Source organism: Armatimonadota bacterium, assembly GCA_029907255.1.
Classification (GTDB): domain Bacteria; phylum Armatimonadota; class UBA5829; order DTJY01; family DTJY01; genus JAIMAU01.
On sequence record JARYMF010000002.1, the window covers coordinates 162983 to 179747 of the forward strand.

Below are 16765 nucleotides of genomic sequence, written 5' to 3' on the forward strand. Positions count from 1 at the left end.
TTTGTGGTTACTGGTCATCTTCATGTCATAGATTGGGTTTTCATTGTCGGATATATTTCGTTCGCCATTGGATTGGGGCTTTATCATTCGAGAAAAGCCACAAATTCGATTAAGGAATATTTCGCGTCAGGGCAAGACGCACCATGGTGGATACTTGGCACATCAATCGTCGCCACTACCTTTGCTGCAGATACCCCACTTGCAGTGAGCGGTCTTGTCGTTCGGCGCGGAATAGCAGGCAATTGGTATTGGTGGAATGGTGCACTGATGGGCATGTTCGCCGTCTTTTTCTTTTCGCGGTTTTGGCGGAGAGCAAATGTCTTGACGGACACAGAGCTTGCCGAGCTTCGCTATAGTGGCAAATCAGCCGCTGTACTCCGCGGTTTCCGTGCTTTATATTTCGGCTTGCCATACAACTGTATAATCATGGGCTGGGTTAATCTGGCGATGGCGAAAATTATTACAGTTACACTGGGGTTACCTGATACGCCCGAAACAAAGTTCTGGGCGGTAACTTTTTGCTTCTTTTTAACGCTTGTCTACACAGCCCTTGCAGGAATCACAGGCGTCATGATTACCGACTTCATGCAGTTTATCCTGGCAATGTTTATGTCCGTGCTCATAGCTGTGCTGGCCGTTATACGGATTGGCGGAATGGATGTTGTTCTCCAGAAGATTGGTGAAATATATGGTCATTCACAAGCCCATTCGATGACGTCTATCATACCAACCACAGTTGAAGGTGCGATGATGCCCATTAGCTTCTTCTTAATCTATGTTGGCCTTCAGTGGTGGACTAGTGGGAATACCGACGGCGGTGGGTATGCCGCTCAGCGTTTGATTTCTGCAAAGAATGAGAAACACGCAATGCTGGGGTATTTGTGGTATAACATAGCGCATTTCTGCCTTCGCCCTTGGCCATGGATTGTCGTTGGTCTGGTGGCCGCCGTAATGTTCCCATGCCGGCCTGACGCTACAGGCGCGCTAGTGCCTGATCCTGAACAGGGCTATATTAAGGTTATGGTGGACGTCCTGCCAGTTGGAATTTTAGGACTAGCATTAGCAGCATTTTTTGCAGCGTATATGTCAACCGTTGATACTCAGATGAACTGGGGTGCCTCGTATTTGATTAATGATTTCTACAAGCGGTTCATCGCGAGGAATAAACAAGAGAAACATTATGTTTTGGCATCCGTGGTTGCAACTGTGATTATTGCATTGTTTGGCGCCATCGTTACCTTCCTAATGCAGTCAATCGTCAGTGGATGGGAGTTGCTCACTCAAATCGTCGCCGGAATTGGTGTCGTTTATATTCTCCGCTGGTATTGGTGGCGGGTAAATGCTTGGTCTGAACTTTCGGCACTTGCGACATCCTTTGTAACTGCCATTATTCTTAAAATCTTTGCCAGCCCATGGTTCGCCGCAAAATATCTCACGGTCGAGAAACTAGCTTCTATGCCACAGTGGCTTGGCTCAACGCTTAAGTTCCTTAATACGATGGTGTTCCCGACTACCCTTCTCGTGTTGGTGCCAGTTTGCACGATTGTCTGGTTGCTTGTAACGCTTCTCACTAAACCAGTTGATGATGCAACTTTAATAGAATTCTATAAACGGGTGCGTCCCCCCGGGCCGGGTTGGAGTCGAATCAGGAAGCTCATGGGAGACGATGCGCCCTATCCGATTGGTAGTATAAGGAAAAACCTTGTAAGCTATATAATTGGCATAGTGTCGGTGTATAGCGCGTTGTTTGGCATCGGCCGGCTGATTCTGGGTCCTTGGAGTGTTGGGCTGGCGCTCCTTGCCGTATCGGTCATCGGTGGATTCCTTCTATCGCGCCGGCTTTCCGAAGAAAAGTTTGCTTAGCGATGCCCTTAATTTCTCATTTATAAATTGAATTAGGGACTTTTTAGTAAAAAATCCAGGGCGGAACGAATTTCGGTCGAGACCTTTGCATCGGTTTCTCGGTGCAGTGCAGATTCAAGAGCGTTCTTTGCAGGTAAAGTGCCAATTTTGCCAAGTGCCCAGGCGGCGTGAGCTCGTATCACTGGCTCAGGGTCTGAGAGGGCTTCAATGAGGCTGGGAACTGCCGCTGGGTCGCCAATGTTTCCAAGTGCCACTGCTATGTTCCGACGGAATCGCGTGCGCCCAATCCATCCTACTGTTGTTGGGCCAATCTGTCTTTTAAACTCCGCTGGCGAAATGTTCAGCAGAGGAATCAGCTCTGGGTTGGCGCCAAATCCTGAGGATGCTAGATGAGACTCGGAAGTATCTCTTTCCTCGCGCGTCAGAGCGACTGAAGAGGTCTTGGATAAGGACGGCGGGGTCTGGAAATCGACGACATTTCCTGTTTTTGCATATTTATTTAATGGGCAAGCGGATTGACAAGTATCGCATCCATATATTCGATTGCCGAGTTTCTCGCGAAGAGGAAGCGGAATAAATCCCTTCATTTGCGTGACATAGGATAGGCAAATTCGCACATCCACTTTAAACGGAGCGCGTATTGCATTAGTGGGACACGCTTTCATACATGCATCACATTCTCCGCAAATATCAAGCAAGCCTGGTTTGTCTGGCATTAGCTCAAGATCTGTGACAAGCTCGCCAAGCACAACCCATGATTTGTATTCTCCAACATAGACGCACGTATTTTTTCCACGCGAGCCAATACCCGCTCGAATTGCGACCGAACGGTCCAAGAGCGGACCCGTATCCACAAGTGAATAAATTTGAACTGAGGTTTGTACTTTGCTCCTTATCAGCTTTGTGAGTAATGCTAGTTTTTCCTGCAGAACAAGATGATAGTCGCGTCCTCGGGCGAACCTCGCGACAAATCCACGGGGTACGTCGGTGCGCAGAGACTGGTGTCCGGTTTCGCTCGTTAGATAGGAGAGAGCAACTGAGATAATTGACTGGGCAGTTGGGAACGACTCGCGCGGGTGAGTGTATAACTTTATGGTTTCGGGGTTAAAGCTAGTTCCATTAAGAAATCCTTGCTCGAAGCGCTCGATGAGGGCGTGCTCAGCTTCGTCAAATGGCTCGGCGCTAGTGATTCCAACTGCGTGAAAGCCAAGTTCAAGGGCACAAGACTTGATTACGGAGCTGAGGTGCGCCGGTGAATTGTACATTTAATCAGACGTCAGTCCTCCAATGAATAAGGCGCCTTGCCACTCTATATTCTTTGATGGCTAGTTTTTAAACCCGTGCATTAAATGAAAGGTACTTTTGTTTTACCTACAAAACTGACTTCACTGCTTGGACAATATCATCTCTACTTGGGACGACTGCATCCTCCAAAGGCTCGCTCATCGGGATTGGCACATCCTTGCCTGCGAGGACGACTGGCGGCGCATCGAGATAGTCAAAGCAGAGAGTGCCATCTGCGAATCTGAATTCACTTACCTGGCGCACAATAGTTTCGCCAACTCCGCATGCTGGATAACCCTCTGATACAGTAATCAACCGACCGGTTTTGCGTACTGAGTTTGCAATTGTCTCTACATCTAGAGGTTTGAGTGTCCGAGGATCAACCACCTCTATGCTTATTCCTTCTTTCTCCAGTTCGCAAGCTGCGTCAAGGGCGAAGTGCAGCATTCGGGAATAAGCCACAACTGTTGCATCCGTTCCCTCTCGCTTTATATCCGCAACTCCAAGGGGGATGATATAATCTTCCGTAGGCACGGGGCCCATCACGCCGCTGTAGAGTACCTTGTGTTCAATGAATATAACCGGGTTGTCGTCGCGGATGGATGCTTTTAGCAACCCCTTTGCGTCGTAAGGCGTGGATGGCATTACGACATATAGACCGGGGATATGCACAAACCAGGCTTCCAAGCTCTCGGAGTGGTGGGCTGCAATACATCGGCCTACTCCTCCTTCGGTGCGGAGTACACACGGCACCTTGGTTTTTCCGCCAAACATATAGCGGTTGTAAGCCATATTGTGCACTATCTGGTCAGAGGCAATCGTAGCGAAGTCAATGTACATTATTTCGGCGATTGGTCGCATCCCACGCATCGCCGCTGCTGCCGCCGCTCCCGCGATTGCCGCTTCTGAGATTGCCGTATCAATAACTCGATTTGGGCCAAACTCTGCATATAAGCCTCGAGTAGCCGCATATGCACCGCCGTAAAGCCCAACATCTTCGCCCATGATAAAAACGCGTTCGTCACGCTTCATTTCTTCGCGTTGGGCATCAACGATTGCTTGGACATATGTTATGATTGGGATGCCGTATTTCTCTTCAAATTGAGCGACAGCCTCTTTGTTCAATTTGGGTAAAGCTGCCTTTGGGGCACCGCCAGATTGCTGGCGGGTGAAGGCGCGAATTTCAGCTTCAATAGCCTTTATTTTCTCCGCAAGTGGTTTTTCACGAGCTTTTTCTGCCTCCCACCGCTCGATGTCAAGCGGGACGTAAACGTCGTCATAGAGTTCGCTGACGTCGGGGTAGGGGCTGTTCATAGCAAACTCGGTTGCTTTTTCAATAGTTTCAAATGCCGTATCGCGTATCTTATTTAGCTCTTCTTCGGTAAAGCCAGCTTCTTTTTGTAACCTGATGCGGAAGTTCTCGATTGGGCATTTGCTCTTCCATTCTGCTTCTTCTTCCTTTGTGCGGTAAATGCGCTGGTCGGAGATTGAGTGGCCAAACCAGCGATATGTTTTGGCTTCTATTAATGTTGGGCCCCCACCTTGGCGCGCACGCTCAACAGCGCGAAGAACAACATCGCGAACTGCTAAGACATCCATGCCATTTACTATGTAACCTGGTATGCCATAGGCCGAAGCTCGGTCTGCAACATTCTCAATCTTCGATGCCCGCCCCGCATCCTCTACCGATTTTTTATGAAAGGCGACCGACATGCCGTATAGGTTGTTTTCACATATATAAACCACCGGTAGCCCGCCAAGAAGTGATGCCCCCATGTTTAGCGATTCGTGAAAAGCGCCCGTGTTGCTTGCACCATCACCAAAGAAGCATAGTACAACGTTTTTTGTTCCCTTTAGTTTTTCTGCAAGCGCTGCGCCGGTGCCAATTGGAATATTACCGCCAACTATGCCCGTTGACCCAAGATTTCCTTTCGCAACGTCGGCAATGTGCATGGAACCCCCGCGGCCCTTGCAGTATCCCGTGGCTTTGCCCATAAGCTCAGCCATCATTTTATTCCAATGCTCTTGGCGTTCGGCTTCTGTGTGTGCGTGTTTCACGCCAATGGCGCCACAGTGGCCATGGCCGCGGTGAGTGCTGGCAATGACATCGTCTTCTGTAATTGCGGAAATTGCGCCGACTGCCACAGCTTCCTCGCCAGCGTATAAATGCGAGGCACCTTTGATGATTCCCATCTTGAGCAATTCGGCGACTTTCTCTTCGAAAAATCGTATCTCATACATCTGCCGAAGAAAATCGGCAAGCTGTTCACGAGGCAGTCCAAGATTTGTTTCTACAACCGGGGTTTCTTTTTCAGTCTTTGCCATCGTAGAGCTCCTTTTTGTTTCAGAGGACACTGATAAACTGTTTTATATATTCCCACCTAAAGCTTCCTTGGCAGGCAAAACTTATTTTAAACTTTACACCCGTGTTCGTCAACACAACTATGAATCCAACTTACTTATTTACTTTTTAAGGCTTTGTAGAATGGCTTTTGGAAATGTAGGACAAAATCGTATCAATGCTTTGTTTTGAACTCTTTGGCATGGAAATTACTGGGTTAAGGCGTTAAACAACTAGTAAAATTACCTGTTTTTTAGAAATGTCAAGAATCTTCTTGACAACCTTGGCAATTGGGTTTATACTGCACATGTTGGTATCGGTAGAAAACTTGCCGACCAACATAGTTTCCGGGGAGCGGTGACCCACAGCCGCTGCAAAAATAATATGGCATGTGGCGAGCCCCTAGGAAGCAAGATAATTTTGCAGTGTAAGGGACAGGAGAAAAAGAGGCTGATGGTTTCCCAGCATACCTCTTGATTACCTCTATTCTCCTTCAAAACCGTTTTCTGTTTTGAAGAAAATCTTTGTTCGTACAGCCGGCGATTCCGATTCCTAGCCCGGGGCACCGGAGGGTTTAATGCCCTTCGAAAAGGAGGTGAGCAAGAGCGTGTATAAATTTTTCCGCTTCGTGATTGTGATTGCGCTTCTTGCCTTCGTCACCAGCTCATGTGCACTTGCTGTTACTTTCCCAACAGTCCAGTATTTGGGTTTTAACCCGAACACATGGACGTATACCTACAAAGTAACCCAATGGAACGTGCCTGATTCGATCTACCCTTTTGACCATTTTGAGGTTAGAGCTTATACTCCCTTAAACTTTGCTTATTCAATGTCAGGAATAATTGTTGACGGTGAAAGCTGGGGGTGGAGTAACCGGCTAACTTATTGGAATCCTGGTTCTGGGAATGTTTCCCTTTACATTTGGTATTCTGGAATGGGCGACCCAGTTCCGCCAGGCCAATATCTCGATGCTCCACTTGTTGGTTACTTTTACCTCACCGTACCAAATACGCAACCTGTCCCAGGTATTGTTGGAACTATGGGCGGTGGTTTGCTGGAAAGCCGCAATGAAACAAGCCTTATGGTTCCTGGCATGATACCCGAGCCGTCAAGTTTGGCAATATTAGCAGGTATGTTTGTGGGGAGCATACCTGTTATCATGCGCGGGCGTAGAAAATAAACAAGCCCTTTGAAATTTCAAAATACTTCTAAGGGGCTGAGGAGGTGAGTTGGAGTATGAAAATGGTCCTTCGGCTAGCTACAATGCTCGCACTTGCAGGAATTTGCTTCGGGGGCGCTTGGGCTCAGGAATTTGTTCCACCCAGCTGTGAGTTTGTAAGCTTCGACCCGCAAACTTACGAGTATGTCTACAAAGTCACATGCTATGAAAACCAAACGATACCATTCGGCCAGCTGATTGTCCGCGCCGAGGTGCCAAACACTGGCATTTATAAGCCATGGGTTGGTTCTGGGCCTGTAAACCATCCGGAAGTTAGTTGGAGATTTTGGATTCAAACGCGACAGTGGGTGCCGAGAAAAGACAATGCGATTTGGACGGCGAATAGCTTGGAGGATGTCATTCCAGACCACACTGCTTGGGTGGGATACTTCCACTTAATAGTTCCCAATAGCTACCTTACCGAGGGAATTGCAGTGACGATGGACGGAATGGCCCCCGGCACGGAATGGACTGTATATGTGCCCGGCCCAGCAATGTTGATTCCGGAGCCGAGCTCGATACTGGCGTTGTTTGGTCTCACTGGCGGGTTGCTCCCGATCCTTAGAAGAAGAAAATAGAAAAAACCAATTACACGAGTTTTTAATTCGTGAATCAGTTGGTCTTGGTAAGGAAGAAAGCGATTTGAGACGTCTGTCCTTCGTGCTGGCGGGCGATTTTAAAAGGCAGAAGGACAGACGTTTTTGCGCTTTAGGGAGAAACAAACTTGTGTGAGTGCGACGTTTGGGAAGTGTTTTTTTAGCGAATGCTCTCGTGTTTTTCAATTGCTCTAGTACGGAAAAAAATGTTTCCGCGAGTTGACCAGCAATGTTTAGAAATAGGCCGCTTATTAGTGTACTGCTTGCGGCTTTGGCGGGTATTTGTTTGCCCGGTATTTGCGTTGGCGGTGGGGGACCGAAAAACGTTCTTCTCGTCGTAAATGACAATAGCCCCATCTCACAGTCGATAGCCGCATATTATCAGCAAAAGCGCGGTATTCCTGCAAAGAATGTTTGCCACATTCGTTGTTCAACATCCGAGTATACTAGCAAGTCGGATTGCGAGAACAATATCGTTGCGCCTATACGCGACTACATAAACAATACTCCAGGGTTACATGACCGCATTGATTATATTGTTCTAACCAAAGGAATTCCCCTCGGGGCTCATTATGATGATGTTGCCTTCAGCGGGCCGCTCTCAGTTAACAGCATCCTGACTTGTGTTGGAGAACCGACTATTAAGGACGTGATACAAAACCCTTATGGTCCAACTGCCAATCCGCCAGCTCCTGTCCAGTACTTCACTCACAAACTTGATTTCAATGGTAAACATTTCTACGCAGTAACTCGCCTTGATGCTCGTACGGAGGCCGACATTCGGCGAATGATTGATGACTCTTTAGCAGCACAGCCTAGAAATGGCCTCTTCATTCTGGACGGTGCGAGCAGTGGATACGCCCAATACATGCTTGTTAACGATCGCATCCGAACAGCAAACAATGCTTTGTTTAATGCTGGGTGGCAGACCTACTATGATAACGTGACTTTTGATTCAAGGATAAATGAGTTTGTCGGCGGCCAGCAGGGTGTAATGGGTTACTTTGGTTGGGGAAGCGCAGAGGCGAGTTTTAGCTACTCCTTATATACTTCGAATTATTTTGCGCCTGGGTCCATTGCTGACACAGTAGTTTCTAGCAGTGGAAGGACATTTACCGACCCGTGGATGCCGGGCACTCAATCGCTAATAGTTGATTTAATTGCCCAAGGAGCATCAGCCGTTAATGGTTTTGTCTCCGAGCCGTTCGTTACTGTAGCGACGTATCCCACAATTTTGTTCGGTAGATACCTCCAGGGCTATAATGTGGCGGAGAGCTTTTTAGCGGCAACACCTTGTATTTATTGGAAATCTGTAGTGTCTGGTGACCCGCTTATGGCGCCTTACGCAACTCCGCCAATTGTGAGCATAACTAGCCCCAACCCAGAAAAAGTAGCGCATGGTATGGTCACAATTGCTGTCGAAGCAAGTGATGCCTCTGGCATTGCCAAAGTTGAATTCTATATAGATGACAATCTAGTTGCTACCCAAACATCTCCACCTTACCAGTATATTTGGGATACTACTACGGTTGCTGATGGTGCCCATGTCATTGAGGCAATAGCTTACGAGAATTCAAGCGTATATACACAAGGCATGGCAAAGCTGGACATTCAAGTGGTCAATACCGTTTTAGATGTCCCCGCTATTGGGGACATTTCTTCGCTCCAAGAAGGTAGGTTAGTCCGACTTAGCAACAAGCCTGTTATCGCAGGGAGCGATGCTTTCACTGACTGCATATGGATATGTGAAAGCGATCGTTCCACTGGAATACAGGTCAGTGGTAATTGTGAGGCGCTTACAGGATCGCTAGTGACTGTTACAGGCGAAGTTCAGGTCGTTGGTGGTCAGAAACTTATACAAGCGTATGTTTTCGAGAGCCGTGGGAGCAACAGTGCTCCGCCTCCATTGGGGATGCCCAACTTGTACGTTGGAAATCGCGGCGGTGGAATGGGCTTGTTATATGAAGATTTATTGCAAGGACTCTCAAACGCGGGTCTTCTAGTCAAGACTTGGGGCAAGGTGACTCAAGTTGGAACTGAGTGGTTCAATATATCAGATGGGACTTTGCCTAAATTATCCGGCGAGTTGACCGTTTCGCTTTCCAATCTGAGAAACCCGATTCCTAAACCGCCTGTTGGTAGCTATGTTACAGTAACAGGTGTTTGCGCGCTTGCTCTTGAAGCCGGGCAGCTAAAACCTCAGATTCGCCCAAGATTCGCAAGCGATATTGTTTGTGATATACCTTTGGAGGTCTACACATCGCCAATAGGCACTGTCAGACAAGGGGCCAATCTGATTTCCATTCCGGCAATTTCTACGACGTCTAAGCCTGAGCAGGTATTTGCAGGAATACCAATAGACGGGTTGCTAGCACACTGGGATAATTTTACCAAATCATTCGTTATTTATGATAGTTATCAATCGTATACCTTTCCCGGAATTCGATTGGGTTTGGGTTTGTGCCTTTTATCGTCGCAGAATCATACCATCGCATTTGAAGGTTTGGGGAATTATGAGCCAAGAGCAGATTTTTGGATTGGTTTGCCGAATACCGGTTACCATATGATTGGGCATCCATTTAATTTTATTGTTGATGTAAACAGCTGTTTAGTTTCCAACGGCAAAAGCGTTATTTCGGTTGAGACGGCAGCAGACTATGGTTGGATTGAGCCATGCCTTTATTTCTGGGACAACGTCCGCTCAGAGTATGGGGCAGTAGATATTGGCTTTGGCAATATTTGCATCCTCGAGCCCTGGCGTGGGTATTGGATTAAGACCTATCACCCCAATCTCGCGTTAATAATCCCATTTGCGCCAAGTTAAGCGATATTCTTATCTATGCGTCCGATGCCGCAAGTTTCTTTAGTGCAATAATAAGAGCTTGCGTGCCTTTTTCGCCCATGCCTGCGGCTTCGACTGCTCGGAATAGTTGATGAACGAGGCTTGTTCCCGGCAGAGGCAGCTTCATCTCCTCGGCTGCTCCAAGCGCGAGGCGGAGGTCTTTTTGCTGGAGAATAACTTTGAATCCAGGTTCGTAGTCTTCCGCAAGCATTTTTGGGGCGAGGTTGGATAACATCCAACTGCTCGCTGCGCCAGCTGAGACAACCGATAGAAGCTTTTCCATGTTTAGCCCCGCTTTCTCGCCAAGCATAAGACCTTCACATACCGCTTGGATGTTCAGCGCGCAGATAATCTGGTTGCAGAGCTTCGTCATCTGGCCGGTTCCACTTTCTCCCATGTATGTTATGTTTTTTCCAAGAGCCTGAAAAATAGGGAGACACTTGTCGAATGCCGCTTTGTCGCCGCCGACCATTATTGAAAGGGTGGCGGCAATTGCGCCAGGCTCGCCTCCGCTAACTGGAGCATCGAGGAAATAGATTCCCTTCTCAGCAGCCTCCTTAGCAATTTCTTTGGCAACTGCCGGGGAGATTGTGCTCATATCAATTATCACCGATTCGGGCCGCGCACCTTCTAATACACCCGAGGGGCCGGTTACGACCAACTTTACATCTGGAGAATCGGGGAGCATGGTGATAACGACTTCCGAGCGACGGGCGACTTCTGCCGGTGATTCTGCGGGCACTGCTCCTTCTGCTGCAAGCTCATCCATAATTGGCTTTCGCCGCCCATATATGTTAACCCTAAATCCACTTTTCAGCAGATTTCGCACCATGGGCCGCCCCATGGTTCCAAGGCCAATGAAACCTACGTCCATTTTTCACCTACCGAAGCTTTTCTGCGCAGAACTTGCAGAAGATTTTTCCATCAATAATAGTCTTGCATTCCTTACATACAGGCAGGTGGCAAAAAGAACAATGTCCAATGGCTGGTTCATCGGTATGCCTAGCACAAGCTTGCCCTTGGTTTAGCTCTTCCTCTTCCTTCATTACGTGCTTAAGGGCTTCCCTGGCTTTCTCGTAGTTCGGGTCTAGCTCGAGTGCCTTTTCGAACTCCTCGCGCGCCTTTTCGGGAAGGCCGTCGGCATCGTATGCAAGCCCAAGGTTGTAGTGGACGCTGGGGATATCCGAGCGAAGTTGTATTGCCCTGTTGAATGCTCCTATGGCTCTGTTGAAAAGCTTCTTCTGTGCGTAAGCAATTCCTAGATAGTTGAACGCTCTGTAATCGCTCGGATCCATTTCACAAGCTAGCTCGAGCTGACCGATTGCTTCGTCTATTTTTCCAGCTTTCAGAAGCTCCAGACCCTGCTTCAGTTGGTTTTGGTCGGACACGGTGAATCCCTCCGCTCATGATGGCATCCTGCCTGAACTTTCTCTTGCTAACTCAACTCTACTGCGTTTGCGTCCATATGTCAATCATTTATTAACTTTCGTACCAAGAGTATCGCTCCAATTGCAAAGAGCCCGAGGAGAATTTCAGTCCAGAAGAGACCCAGGTGTCTTGATGCAAATATGGCAGAGAAGTTAATTCCAGCATGGATGCCTATTGCAAGAACCAGCCAGGACCTGTCTTGCCTTGAAAAAGCTTGCAGAACTACCAGCGAGAGAGCGACATGAACAGGAAGAGTCGCAATGCGCTCAAAAGCGCCTGCCATGGGAAGCCATCCGGTCTTGGCAAATTCAATAATAGAAAGGGTCTGAGCGTTGAGATGAACCGCTGAAATATCTAATCTTCCATAGGCGGAAAGCATACGTAACACCGAAAGCATCTGAAGGGCGACGAGTGATGTTTCGAACCCCCCGTGTCCTAGCCCATATATTACTGCATTCTGAGGATTACGACCACCACGAAAAAGAAATAAAAAGCCAATATATCGCGCTACCTCTTCGAAAAAGCCTGCGCTGAGTGCAAGACATGCCAACCAAAGAATTGTTGCAGACTCATGTTGTGCACCGGTGACTTTTCTAATTATTTCAAGCGTGGGGAGGCGCAAAACTTGCGAGATAATGAACGTTAGAATCCCATAGGCGAGGTATTTCCATGGGGCATGAAGTTTACGGCGCATCCAAAGAGCCGATGTGATTGGGACTCCAATAACGATACAGATTGCTAGCCCATAGTAAAAATAGGTATAAGAGCTCATGTGGAGAATATCCATGTAGCCAGCGTTTACTGGCAGGTCAGCTACGAGCATTATATCATTAGGGCAACTCAAGTAGCAATTTTGCAAAATATCTTATGAACTCCTGCGATTAGTTGAGCATGAGAGGTGGCTTTCTCGGTTACTTATGCACGCCTAACGTTTGACAGCGAACTAGTGCAGTGTTAAATTTTACAATTGAGCCCAAGTAAAGTTGAAATGAAAAAGAGCTGAATTCTTGAAATTGCGCATTTTAATCTTTTTACCGCCCTATTCCTGAAGTACTTAGCAACGGAAGAGGGATATCATGGACAAACAGGCAGCCGCTGCCAGAATTGAAGAGCTTAGACGGCAAATTAACTATCACAACTATCGGTATTATGTTCTTGACCAGCCGGTAATCTCCGACGCAGAATATGACCGGTTGATGCAAGAGCTAATTTCTCTTGAGGAAGCATTTCCAGACCTTGTCACGCCTGATTCTCCAACTCAACGAATTGGTGCTCCTCCAGCAACTGAGTTCGAGTCATACACACATCGCCAACCTATGCTAAGCCTTAGCAATGCGTTCGGTGAGGAGGAGCTCTTAGCATTCGACCAGCGAATCAAGCGAATGCTTGGCATGAATCCTGGCGATGACATTGAATATGTGGCGGAGCTAAAAATTGACGGATTGGCTGTGTCGCTCACTTACGAGAATGGGTATTTCGTTCGCGGGGCAACCCGTGGAGATGGCTACACTGGCGAGGATGTTACAGCCAATTTGAAAACAATAAGATCAATCCCATTGGTTTTAATTCAACCACAAAGGTTCCCAGAACCGCCGCCTGCTGTTGCTGCAACTCAAAGTCGAGGGGATACGCTGCCGTTATTCGGGTCGGAATCTATAAGTGACCTGGGTTGTTATCCGATTCCCGAGATTGTTGAAGTTCGGGGCGAGGTGTTCATGCTCCACGAAGAATTTCGTCGGATAAATCGTGAGCGAGAAGAAAAAGGCGAACCTACCTTTGCAAACCCTCGGAATGCTGCAGCGGGGTCGGTCAGGCAGCTTGACTCTTCTGTCACCGCAAGCCGGAAGCTTGATATCTTCGTTTATGGCATCGGCTTCGTGCAAGGCGTAGAATTCCGAACGCATTATGAGATTCTTCAGGCACTCAAGTCGTGGGGTTTCAAAGTTAATCCAAATATACGCCTATGTCCAAATATTGATAGTGTGAAAGAGTTTGTGGATGAATGGACTGAAAAGCGCGGAACCCTAGGTTATGACATAGACGGCGTTGTAGTTAAGGTGAACTCTCTTGACCTGCAGAATCGCCTCGGCTACGTGGCAAGAAGTCCACGATGGGCTGTAGCGTACAAATTTCCTGCGATGCAGGAGACAACCAAGATCCTGGACATCATTGTGCAGGTCGGGCGTACTGGTGCATTAACTCCGGTTGCGATCATGGAACCTGTTGAGGTTGGAGGGGTAACGGTTAGCCGAGCGACCCTTCATAATGAGGACGAAATCCGACGAAAGGACATTCGAATTGGCGATACTGTAGTAGTTCAGCGTGCAGGCGATGTCATTCCCGAGGTTGTGCAAGTCATAAAAGAGAAGCGAACTGGCGATGAACGAGAGTTTGTGATGCCTAACAAGTGCCCCGAGTGTGGAGGCGAGGTTGAGAGGCCGGAGGGTGAGGCAGTTGCTAGGTGCGTCAACCTAGCGTGCCCGGCGCAATTAAAAGAGAGGATTGTCCACTTTGCTTCTCGAGGTGCGATGAATATCGAAGGAGTTGGGCCAGCACAAGTTGACCAACTCGTTGATAAAGGGCTCGTACGCGATCCTGCTGACCTATACTTGCTTAAAATGGACGATCTCTTGCTTCTTGAACGAATGGGCAAGAAGCTAGCATCAAATATCCTGGAAGCCATCGAAAAGAGCAAAAACACAACACTTCCTAGGCTGATTTACGGCCTTGGAATTAGGCATGTTGGCGAGCATGTGGCTCAGGTGCTTGCGGACCATTTTGGTTCGCTGGAGGCGTTAGAAAACGCCAGCTATGAGGAGTTGTGCGGTATTCCTGAGATTGGGCCAGTTATTGCTAAAAGTATTGCAACTTTCTTTGCCCAGCCAGAGAACCGTGCGGTACTCGAAAAACTCCGCAAGGCAGGTGTAATTCCCAAAACAGCCCCGCGGACAGGAGCCACCCTTGCAGGCAAGACATTCGTGTTCACCGGTGGACTAAAAACAATGACCCGAGAAGAGGCAGAGGAGAAAGTTAGGCTTCTCGGAGGCAGGGCGGCATCAAGCGTTAGCAGGAATACCGATTTTGTTGTTGCAGGGGAGGGCGCCGGCTCAAAGCTTGAAAAGGCCAAGGAGCTGGGAATTACAATATTGACTGAAGATGAATTCATTCGGATGATCTCATGAGCCAAAATCAAATCGGCGGAGTGCAGTGTTCAAAGCAAGGATCATGGGTTGGGCCGTGGCTACCGGTATTAATTTACATGGGTGCTATCTTTTTCCTTTCGTCACAGCCGACGCTTCCCTCACCGCCGGGAGTTTTTGGAAAAGATAAATTCGAGCATGTATTGGCTTATTTTGGCCTTGGAATATTGGTATTTCGAGGCTCGTTGTTGTGGCCGCTCTTGAGTTGGCCTGGCATATACACTCAAACATTTGGAATAATAGCACTTTATGGGATAACTGATGAGTTTCATCAGCGATTTGTCCCAGGACGTAGATGCGAGCTATATGATTGGATTGCCGATGTTTTCGGTGCCGCTTTGGCAGTGATACTTATCGCATTTATACGGTTCTATCGGGGAAACGGAGGGAAAAGAATTGAGCGAAGAAGATAAGGAATATGAGGTTGTTGATAAGCGCAAAATTAAGATTAATAAGGACGGAGATGTGGAAGTAGTCGAGGGCGCAAATCGCCAAGCTAATGAGTCCCCACAACCAAACGAGGAAGAAGCTTCAGCAAAAACCGAAGAAGCGGCTGAAGAAGAGTACCAAATGCAGCCGGCAGATGTGTACTCACTTCTTAAGTCTTTCATCGGTATCCTGGGAGCGCATGCTTGGCAGTGGCTCGGATTGGTAAAGAATCCTTTAACTGGAAAGATTGAGAAAGATCTTGGCCAGGCAAAAGTTGCAATTGATGCGCTTGCGCTTTTAATTGGGCACATCGAGAGCAATCTCCAGCCGGAAGAGATAAATGAATTGAAAGGAATGCTCAGCGATTTGCGGATGAATTTTGTCCGCCAGAGCGGAATGGGTTAACCAATGAAGCGTTTGTGGGCACCGTGGCGAATGAAGTATATTCAACAGAGCGAGATGGAGGGTTGTATATTTTGCGATAAGCCAAAAGAGAATAGAGATAAAGAAAACCTGATTCTCTGGCGCGGGAAGACGGCTTTCATAATGCTGAACAGCTTTCCCTATAACCCTGGCCATTTAATGATTGCGCCGTTTAAACATACGGCGGATATGTATGACCTAGGCGAAGACGAACTTCTCGAAATTAGCCAACTCTTAAGGTATTCGGTGCGGCTTTTGACCGCTGAGATGAACCCCGACGGTTTCAACTTGGGCGTTAATCTTGGTCGGCCAGCTGGTGCGGGAATCGAGGACCATTTACACTGGCATGTTGTTCCGCGTTGGAACGGCGATACAAACTTTATGCCTGTAATCGGAGAGACGAAGGTTTTACCCGAAAGTCTCGAAGCAACCTATGAGAAGCTAAAAAAGAGGATTGAAAACTTGGGGGCGCCATAGCATGTCTGAAGTAGTCGAACGCATGGAAAGGCTGAAGGCGGAAGCTCTTGAATGTCGACGGTGTGAGCTTTGTGAGACTCGAACGAACGTTGTTTTTGGCGAAGGGAATCCCGAGACACCGTTGGTAATAATTGGAGAAGGTCCAGGGGCAACAGAGGACGCTACAGGGCGGCCATTCGTCGGCAGGGCTGGTCAGCTTCTCGATCAAGCGCTTAGGGAGAATGGCATCACCCGAAAACATGTGTATATATGCAATGTTCTCAAATGTAGGGCAATCACAGTCGAAAACGGTGCTGTGCGAAATCGGCCGCCTACTGCTACTGAGATTGCAATGTGTCTTCCCTGGCTCCAAAAGCAAATTGAGATTATTCAGCCGCTGGTTATATTATGTCTGGGCGCACCTGCAGCAAACACAATCATTCATAAGGGTTTTCAAATGACAAAGGAGCGGGGCCAATGGTTTCCCACTCCATATGCTAGATATGCTACGGCAGCGCTACACCCGGCTTACATTTTGCGCCAACATGGCGAGGCTTTCGAAAGCGCTCGTGCTTCTCTGGTGGCTGACATTGCGGCTGCTCGCCTAAAGGTTATTGAGGCGAAAAAGGAGCCTAAACTCAGCTTGTTCTGAAAGGACCATTACTTTTGAGTAGCCGTGCTTCA

The 16765-nt window shown here is 48.0% G+C and carries 14 protein-coding genes; 9 read left to right on the forward strand and 5 right to left on the reverse strand.

All coding sequences use genetic code 11. The features are described from left to right. Positions 1 to 3 precede the first annotated feature (3 nt). Positions 4 to 1863 (forward strand): Na+:solute symporter, encoded by a 1860-nt coding sequence (locus tag QHH26_01995; GenBank protein MDH7480733.1) that lies wholly within the window; start codon positions 4 to 6, stop codon positions 1861 to 1863. 32 nt (positions 1864 to 1895) lie between these two features. On the opposite strand, the gene queG is transcribed toward QHH26_01995, so the two are convergent. Next, a complete protein-coding gene (gene queG / locus QHH26_02000) occupies positions 1896 to 3128 on the reverse strand; it encodes a tRNA epoxyqueuosine(34) reductase QueG (GenBank protein ID MDH7480734.1) in 1233 nt (410 codons plus the stop codon). Between the two features lie 106 nt (positions 3129 to 3234). Then, entirely contained in the window at positions 3235 to 5472 is a 2238-nt protein-coding gene (locus QHH26_02005; GenBank protein ID MDH7480735.1) for a pyruvate dehydrogenase complex E1 component subunit beta, read from the reverse strand. 593 nt (positions 5473 to 6065) lie between these two features. Here QHH26_02005 and QHH26_02010 point away from each other — a divergent pair. From QHH26_02010 to QHH26_02020, 3 genes are all read left to right on the forward strand, one after another. After that, positions 6066 to 6668, forward strand: coding sequence for a hypothetical protein (locus QHH26_02010; GenBank protein ID MDH7480736.1), 603 nt, complete (start codon positions 6066 to 6068; stop codon positions 6666 to 6668). Positions 6669 to 6724: 56 nt separating this feature from the next. Beyond that, positions 6725 to 7285 (forward strand): PEP-CTERM sorting domain-containing protein, encoded by a 561-nt coding sequence (locus QHH26_02015; GenBank protein MDH7480737.1) that lies wholly within the window; start codon positions 6725 to 6727, stop codon positions 7283 to 7285. Between the two features lie 247 nt (positions 7286 to 7532). Then, the gene (locus QHH26_02020) at positions 7533 to 10127 is read left to right on the forward strand and encodes a TIGR03790 family protein (GenBank protein MDH7480738.1); all 2595 of its coding nucleotides are present in this window, start codon (positions 7533 to 7535) and stop codon (positions 10125 to 10127) included. Positions 10128 to 10140: 13 nt separating this feature from the next. On the opposite strand, the gene QHH26_02025 is transcribed toward QHH26_02020, so the two are convergent. The 3 genes from QHH26_02025 to QHH26_02035 form a co-directional block, all read right to left on the reverse strand. Next, a complete protein-coding gene (locus QHH26_02025; GenBank protein ID MDH7480739.1) occupies positions 10141 to 11019 on the reverse strand; it encodes an NAD(P)-dependent oxidoreductase in 879 nt (292 codons plus the stop codon). A 7-nt stretch (positions 11020 to 11026) separates the two neighbouring features. Further along, the gene (locus QHH26_02030) at positions 11027 to 11533 is read right to left on the reverse strand and encodes a tetratricopeptide repeat protein (GenBank protein ID MDH7480740.1); all 507 of its coding nucleotides are present in this window, start codon (positions 11531 to 11533) and stop codon (positions 11027 to 11029) included. A gap of 80 nt (positions 11534 to 11613) precedes the next feature. Then, positions 11614 to 12432 carry a YhfC family glutamic-type intramembrane protease gene (locus QHH26_02035; protein ID MDH7480741.1) on the reverse strand — a complete coding sequence of 273 codons (819 nt, stop codon included), beginning with the start codon at positions 12430 to 12432 and terminating at the stop codon, positions 11614 to 11616. Positions 12433 to 12649: 217 nt separating this feature from the next. Here QHH26_02035 and ligA point away from each other — a divergent pair, with 217 nt between their 5' ends. The 5 genes from ligA to QHH26_02060 are packed head-to-tail and all read left to right on the forward strand — an operon-like array spanning position 12650 to position 16733. Beyond that, entirely contained in the window at positions 12650 to 14755 is a 2106-nt protein-coding gene (ligA, locus tag QHH26_02040; protein MDH7480742.1) for an NAD-dependent DNA ligase LigA, read from the forward strand. Continuing rightward, a complete protein-coding gene (locus QHH26_02045) occupies positions 14752 to 15186 on the forward strand; it encodes a VanZ family protein (GenBank protein ID MDH7480743.1) in 435 nt (144 codons plus the stop codon). Before ligA ends, QHH26_02045 begins: the two co-directional genes overlap by 4 nt. Then, entirely contained in the window at positions 15170 to 15607 is a 438-nt protein-coding gene (locus tag QHH26_02050) for a DUF1844 domain-containing protein (protein MDH7480744.1), read from the forward strand. The genes QHH26_02045 and QHH26_02050 overlap by 17 nt, the downstream gene beginning before the upstream one ends. A 3-nt stretch (positions 15608 to 15610) precedes the next feature. Beyond that, a complete protein-coding gene (locus tag QHH26_02055) occupies positions 15611 to 16102 on the forward strand; it encodes an HIT domain-containing protein (protein ID MDH7480745.1) in 492 nt (163 codons plus the stop codon). A 1-nt stretch (position 16103) separates the two neighbouring features. Beyond that, entirely contained in the window at positions 16104 to 16733 is a 630-nt protein-coding gene (locus QHH26_02060; protein ID MDH7480746.1) for a uracil-DNA glycosylase, read from the forward strand. Positions 16734 to 16765: the final 32 nt, after the last annotated feature.

Bases quoted from the DNA above. Each gene is read 5' to 3' on its own strand.
- queG (MDH7480734.1), bottom strand. From the start codon at position 3,128: ATGTACAATTCACCGGCGCACCTCAGCTCCGTAATCAAGTCTTGTGCC.
- QHH26_02005 (MDH7480735.1), bottom strand. From the start codon at position 5,472: ATGGCAAAGACTGAAAAAGAAACCCCGGTTGTAGAAACAAATCTTGGA.
- QHH26_02010 (MDH7480736.1), top strand. From the start codon at position 6,066: ATGCCCTTCGAAAAGGAGGTGAGCAAGAGCGTGTATAAATTTTTCCGC.
- QHH26_02015 (MDH7480737.1), top strand. From the start codon at position 6,725: ATGAAAATGGTCCTTCGGCTAGCTACAATGCTCGCACTTGCAGGAATT.
- QHH26_02020 (MDH7480738.1), top strand. From the start codon at position 7,533: ATGTTTAGAAATAGGCCGCTTATTAGTGTACTGCTTGCGGCTTTGGCG.
- QHH26_02025 (MDH7480739.1), bottom strand. From the start codon at position 11,019: ATGGACGTAGGTTTCATTGGCCTTGGAACCATGGGGCGGCCCATGGTG.
- ligA (MDH7480742.1), top strand. From the start codon at position 12,650: ATGGACAAACAGGCAGCCGCTGCCAGAATTGAAGAGCTTAGACGGCAA.
- QHH26_02045 (MDH7480743.1), top strand. From the start codon at position 14,752: ATGAGCCAAAATCAAATCGGCGGAGTGCAGTGTTCAAAGCAAGGATCA.
- QHH26_02055 (MDH7480745.1), top strand. From the start codon at position 15,611: ATGAAGCGTTTGTGGGCACCGTGGCGAATGAAGTATATTCAACAGAGC.
- QHH26_02060 (MDH7480746.1), top strand. From the start codon at position 16,104: ATGTCTGAAGTAGTCGAACGCATGGAAAGGCTGAAGGCGGAAGCTCTT.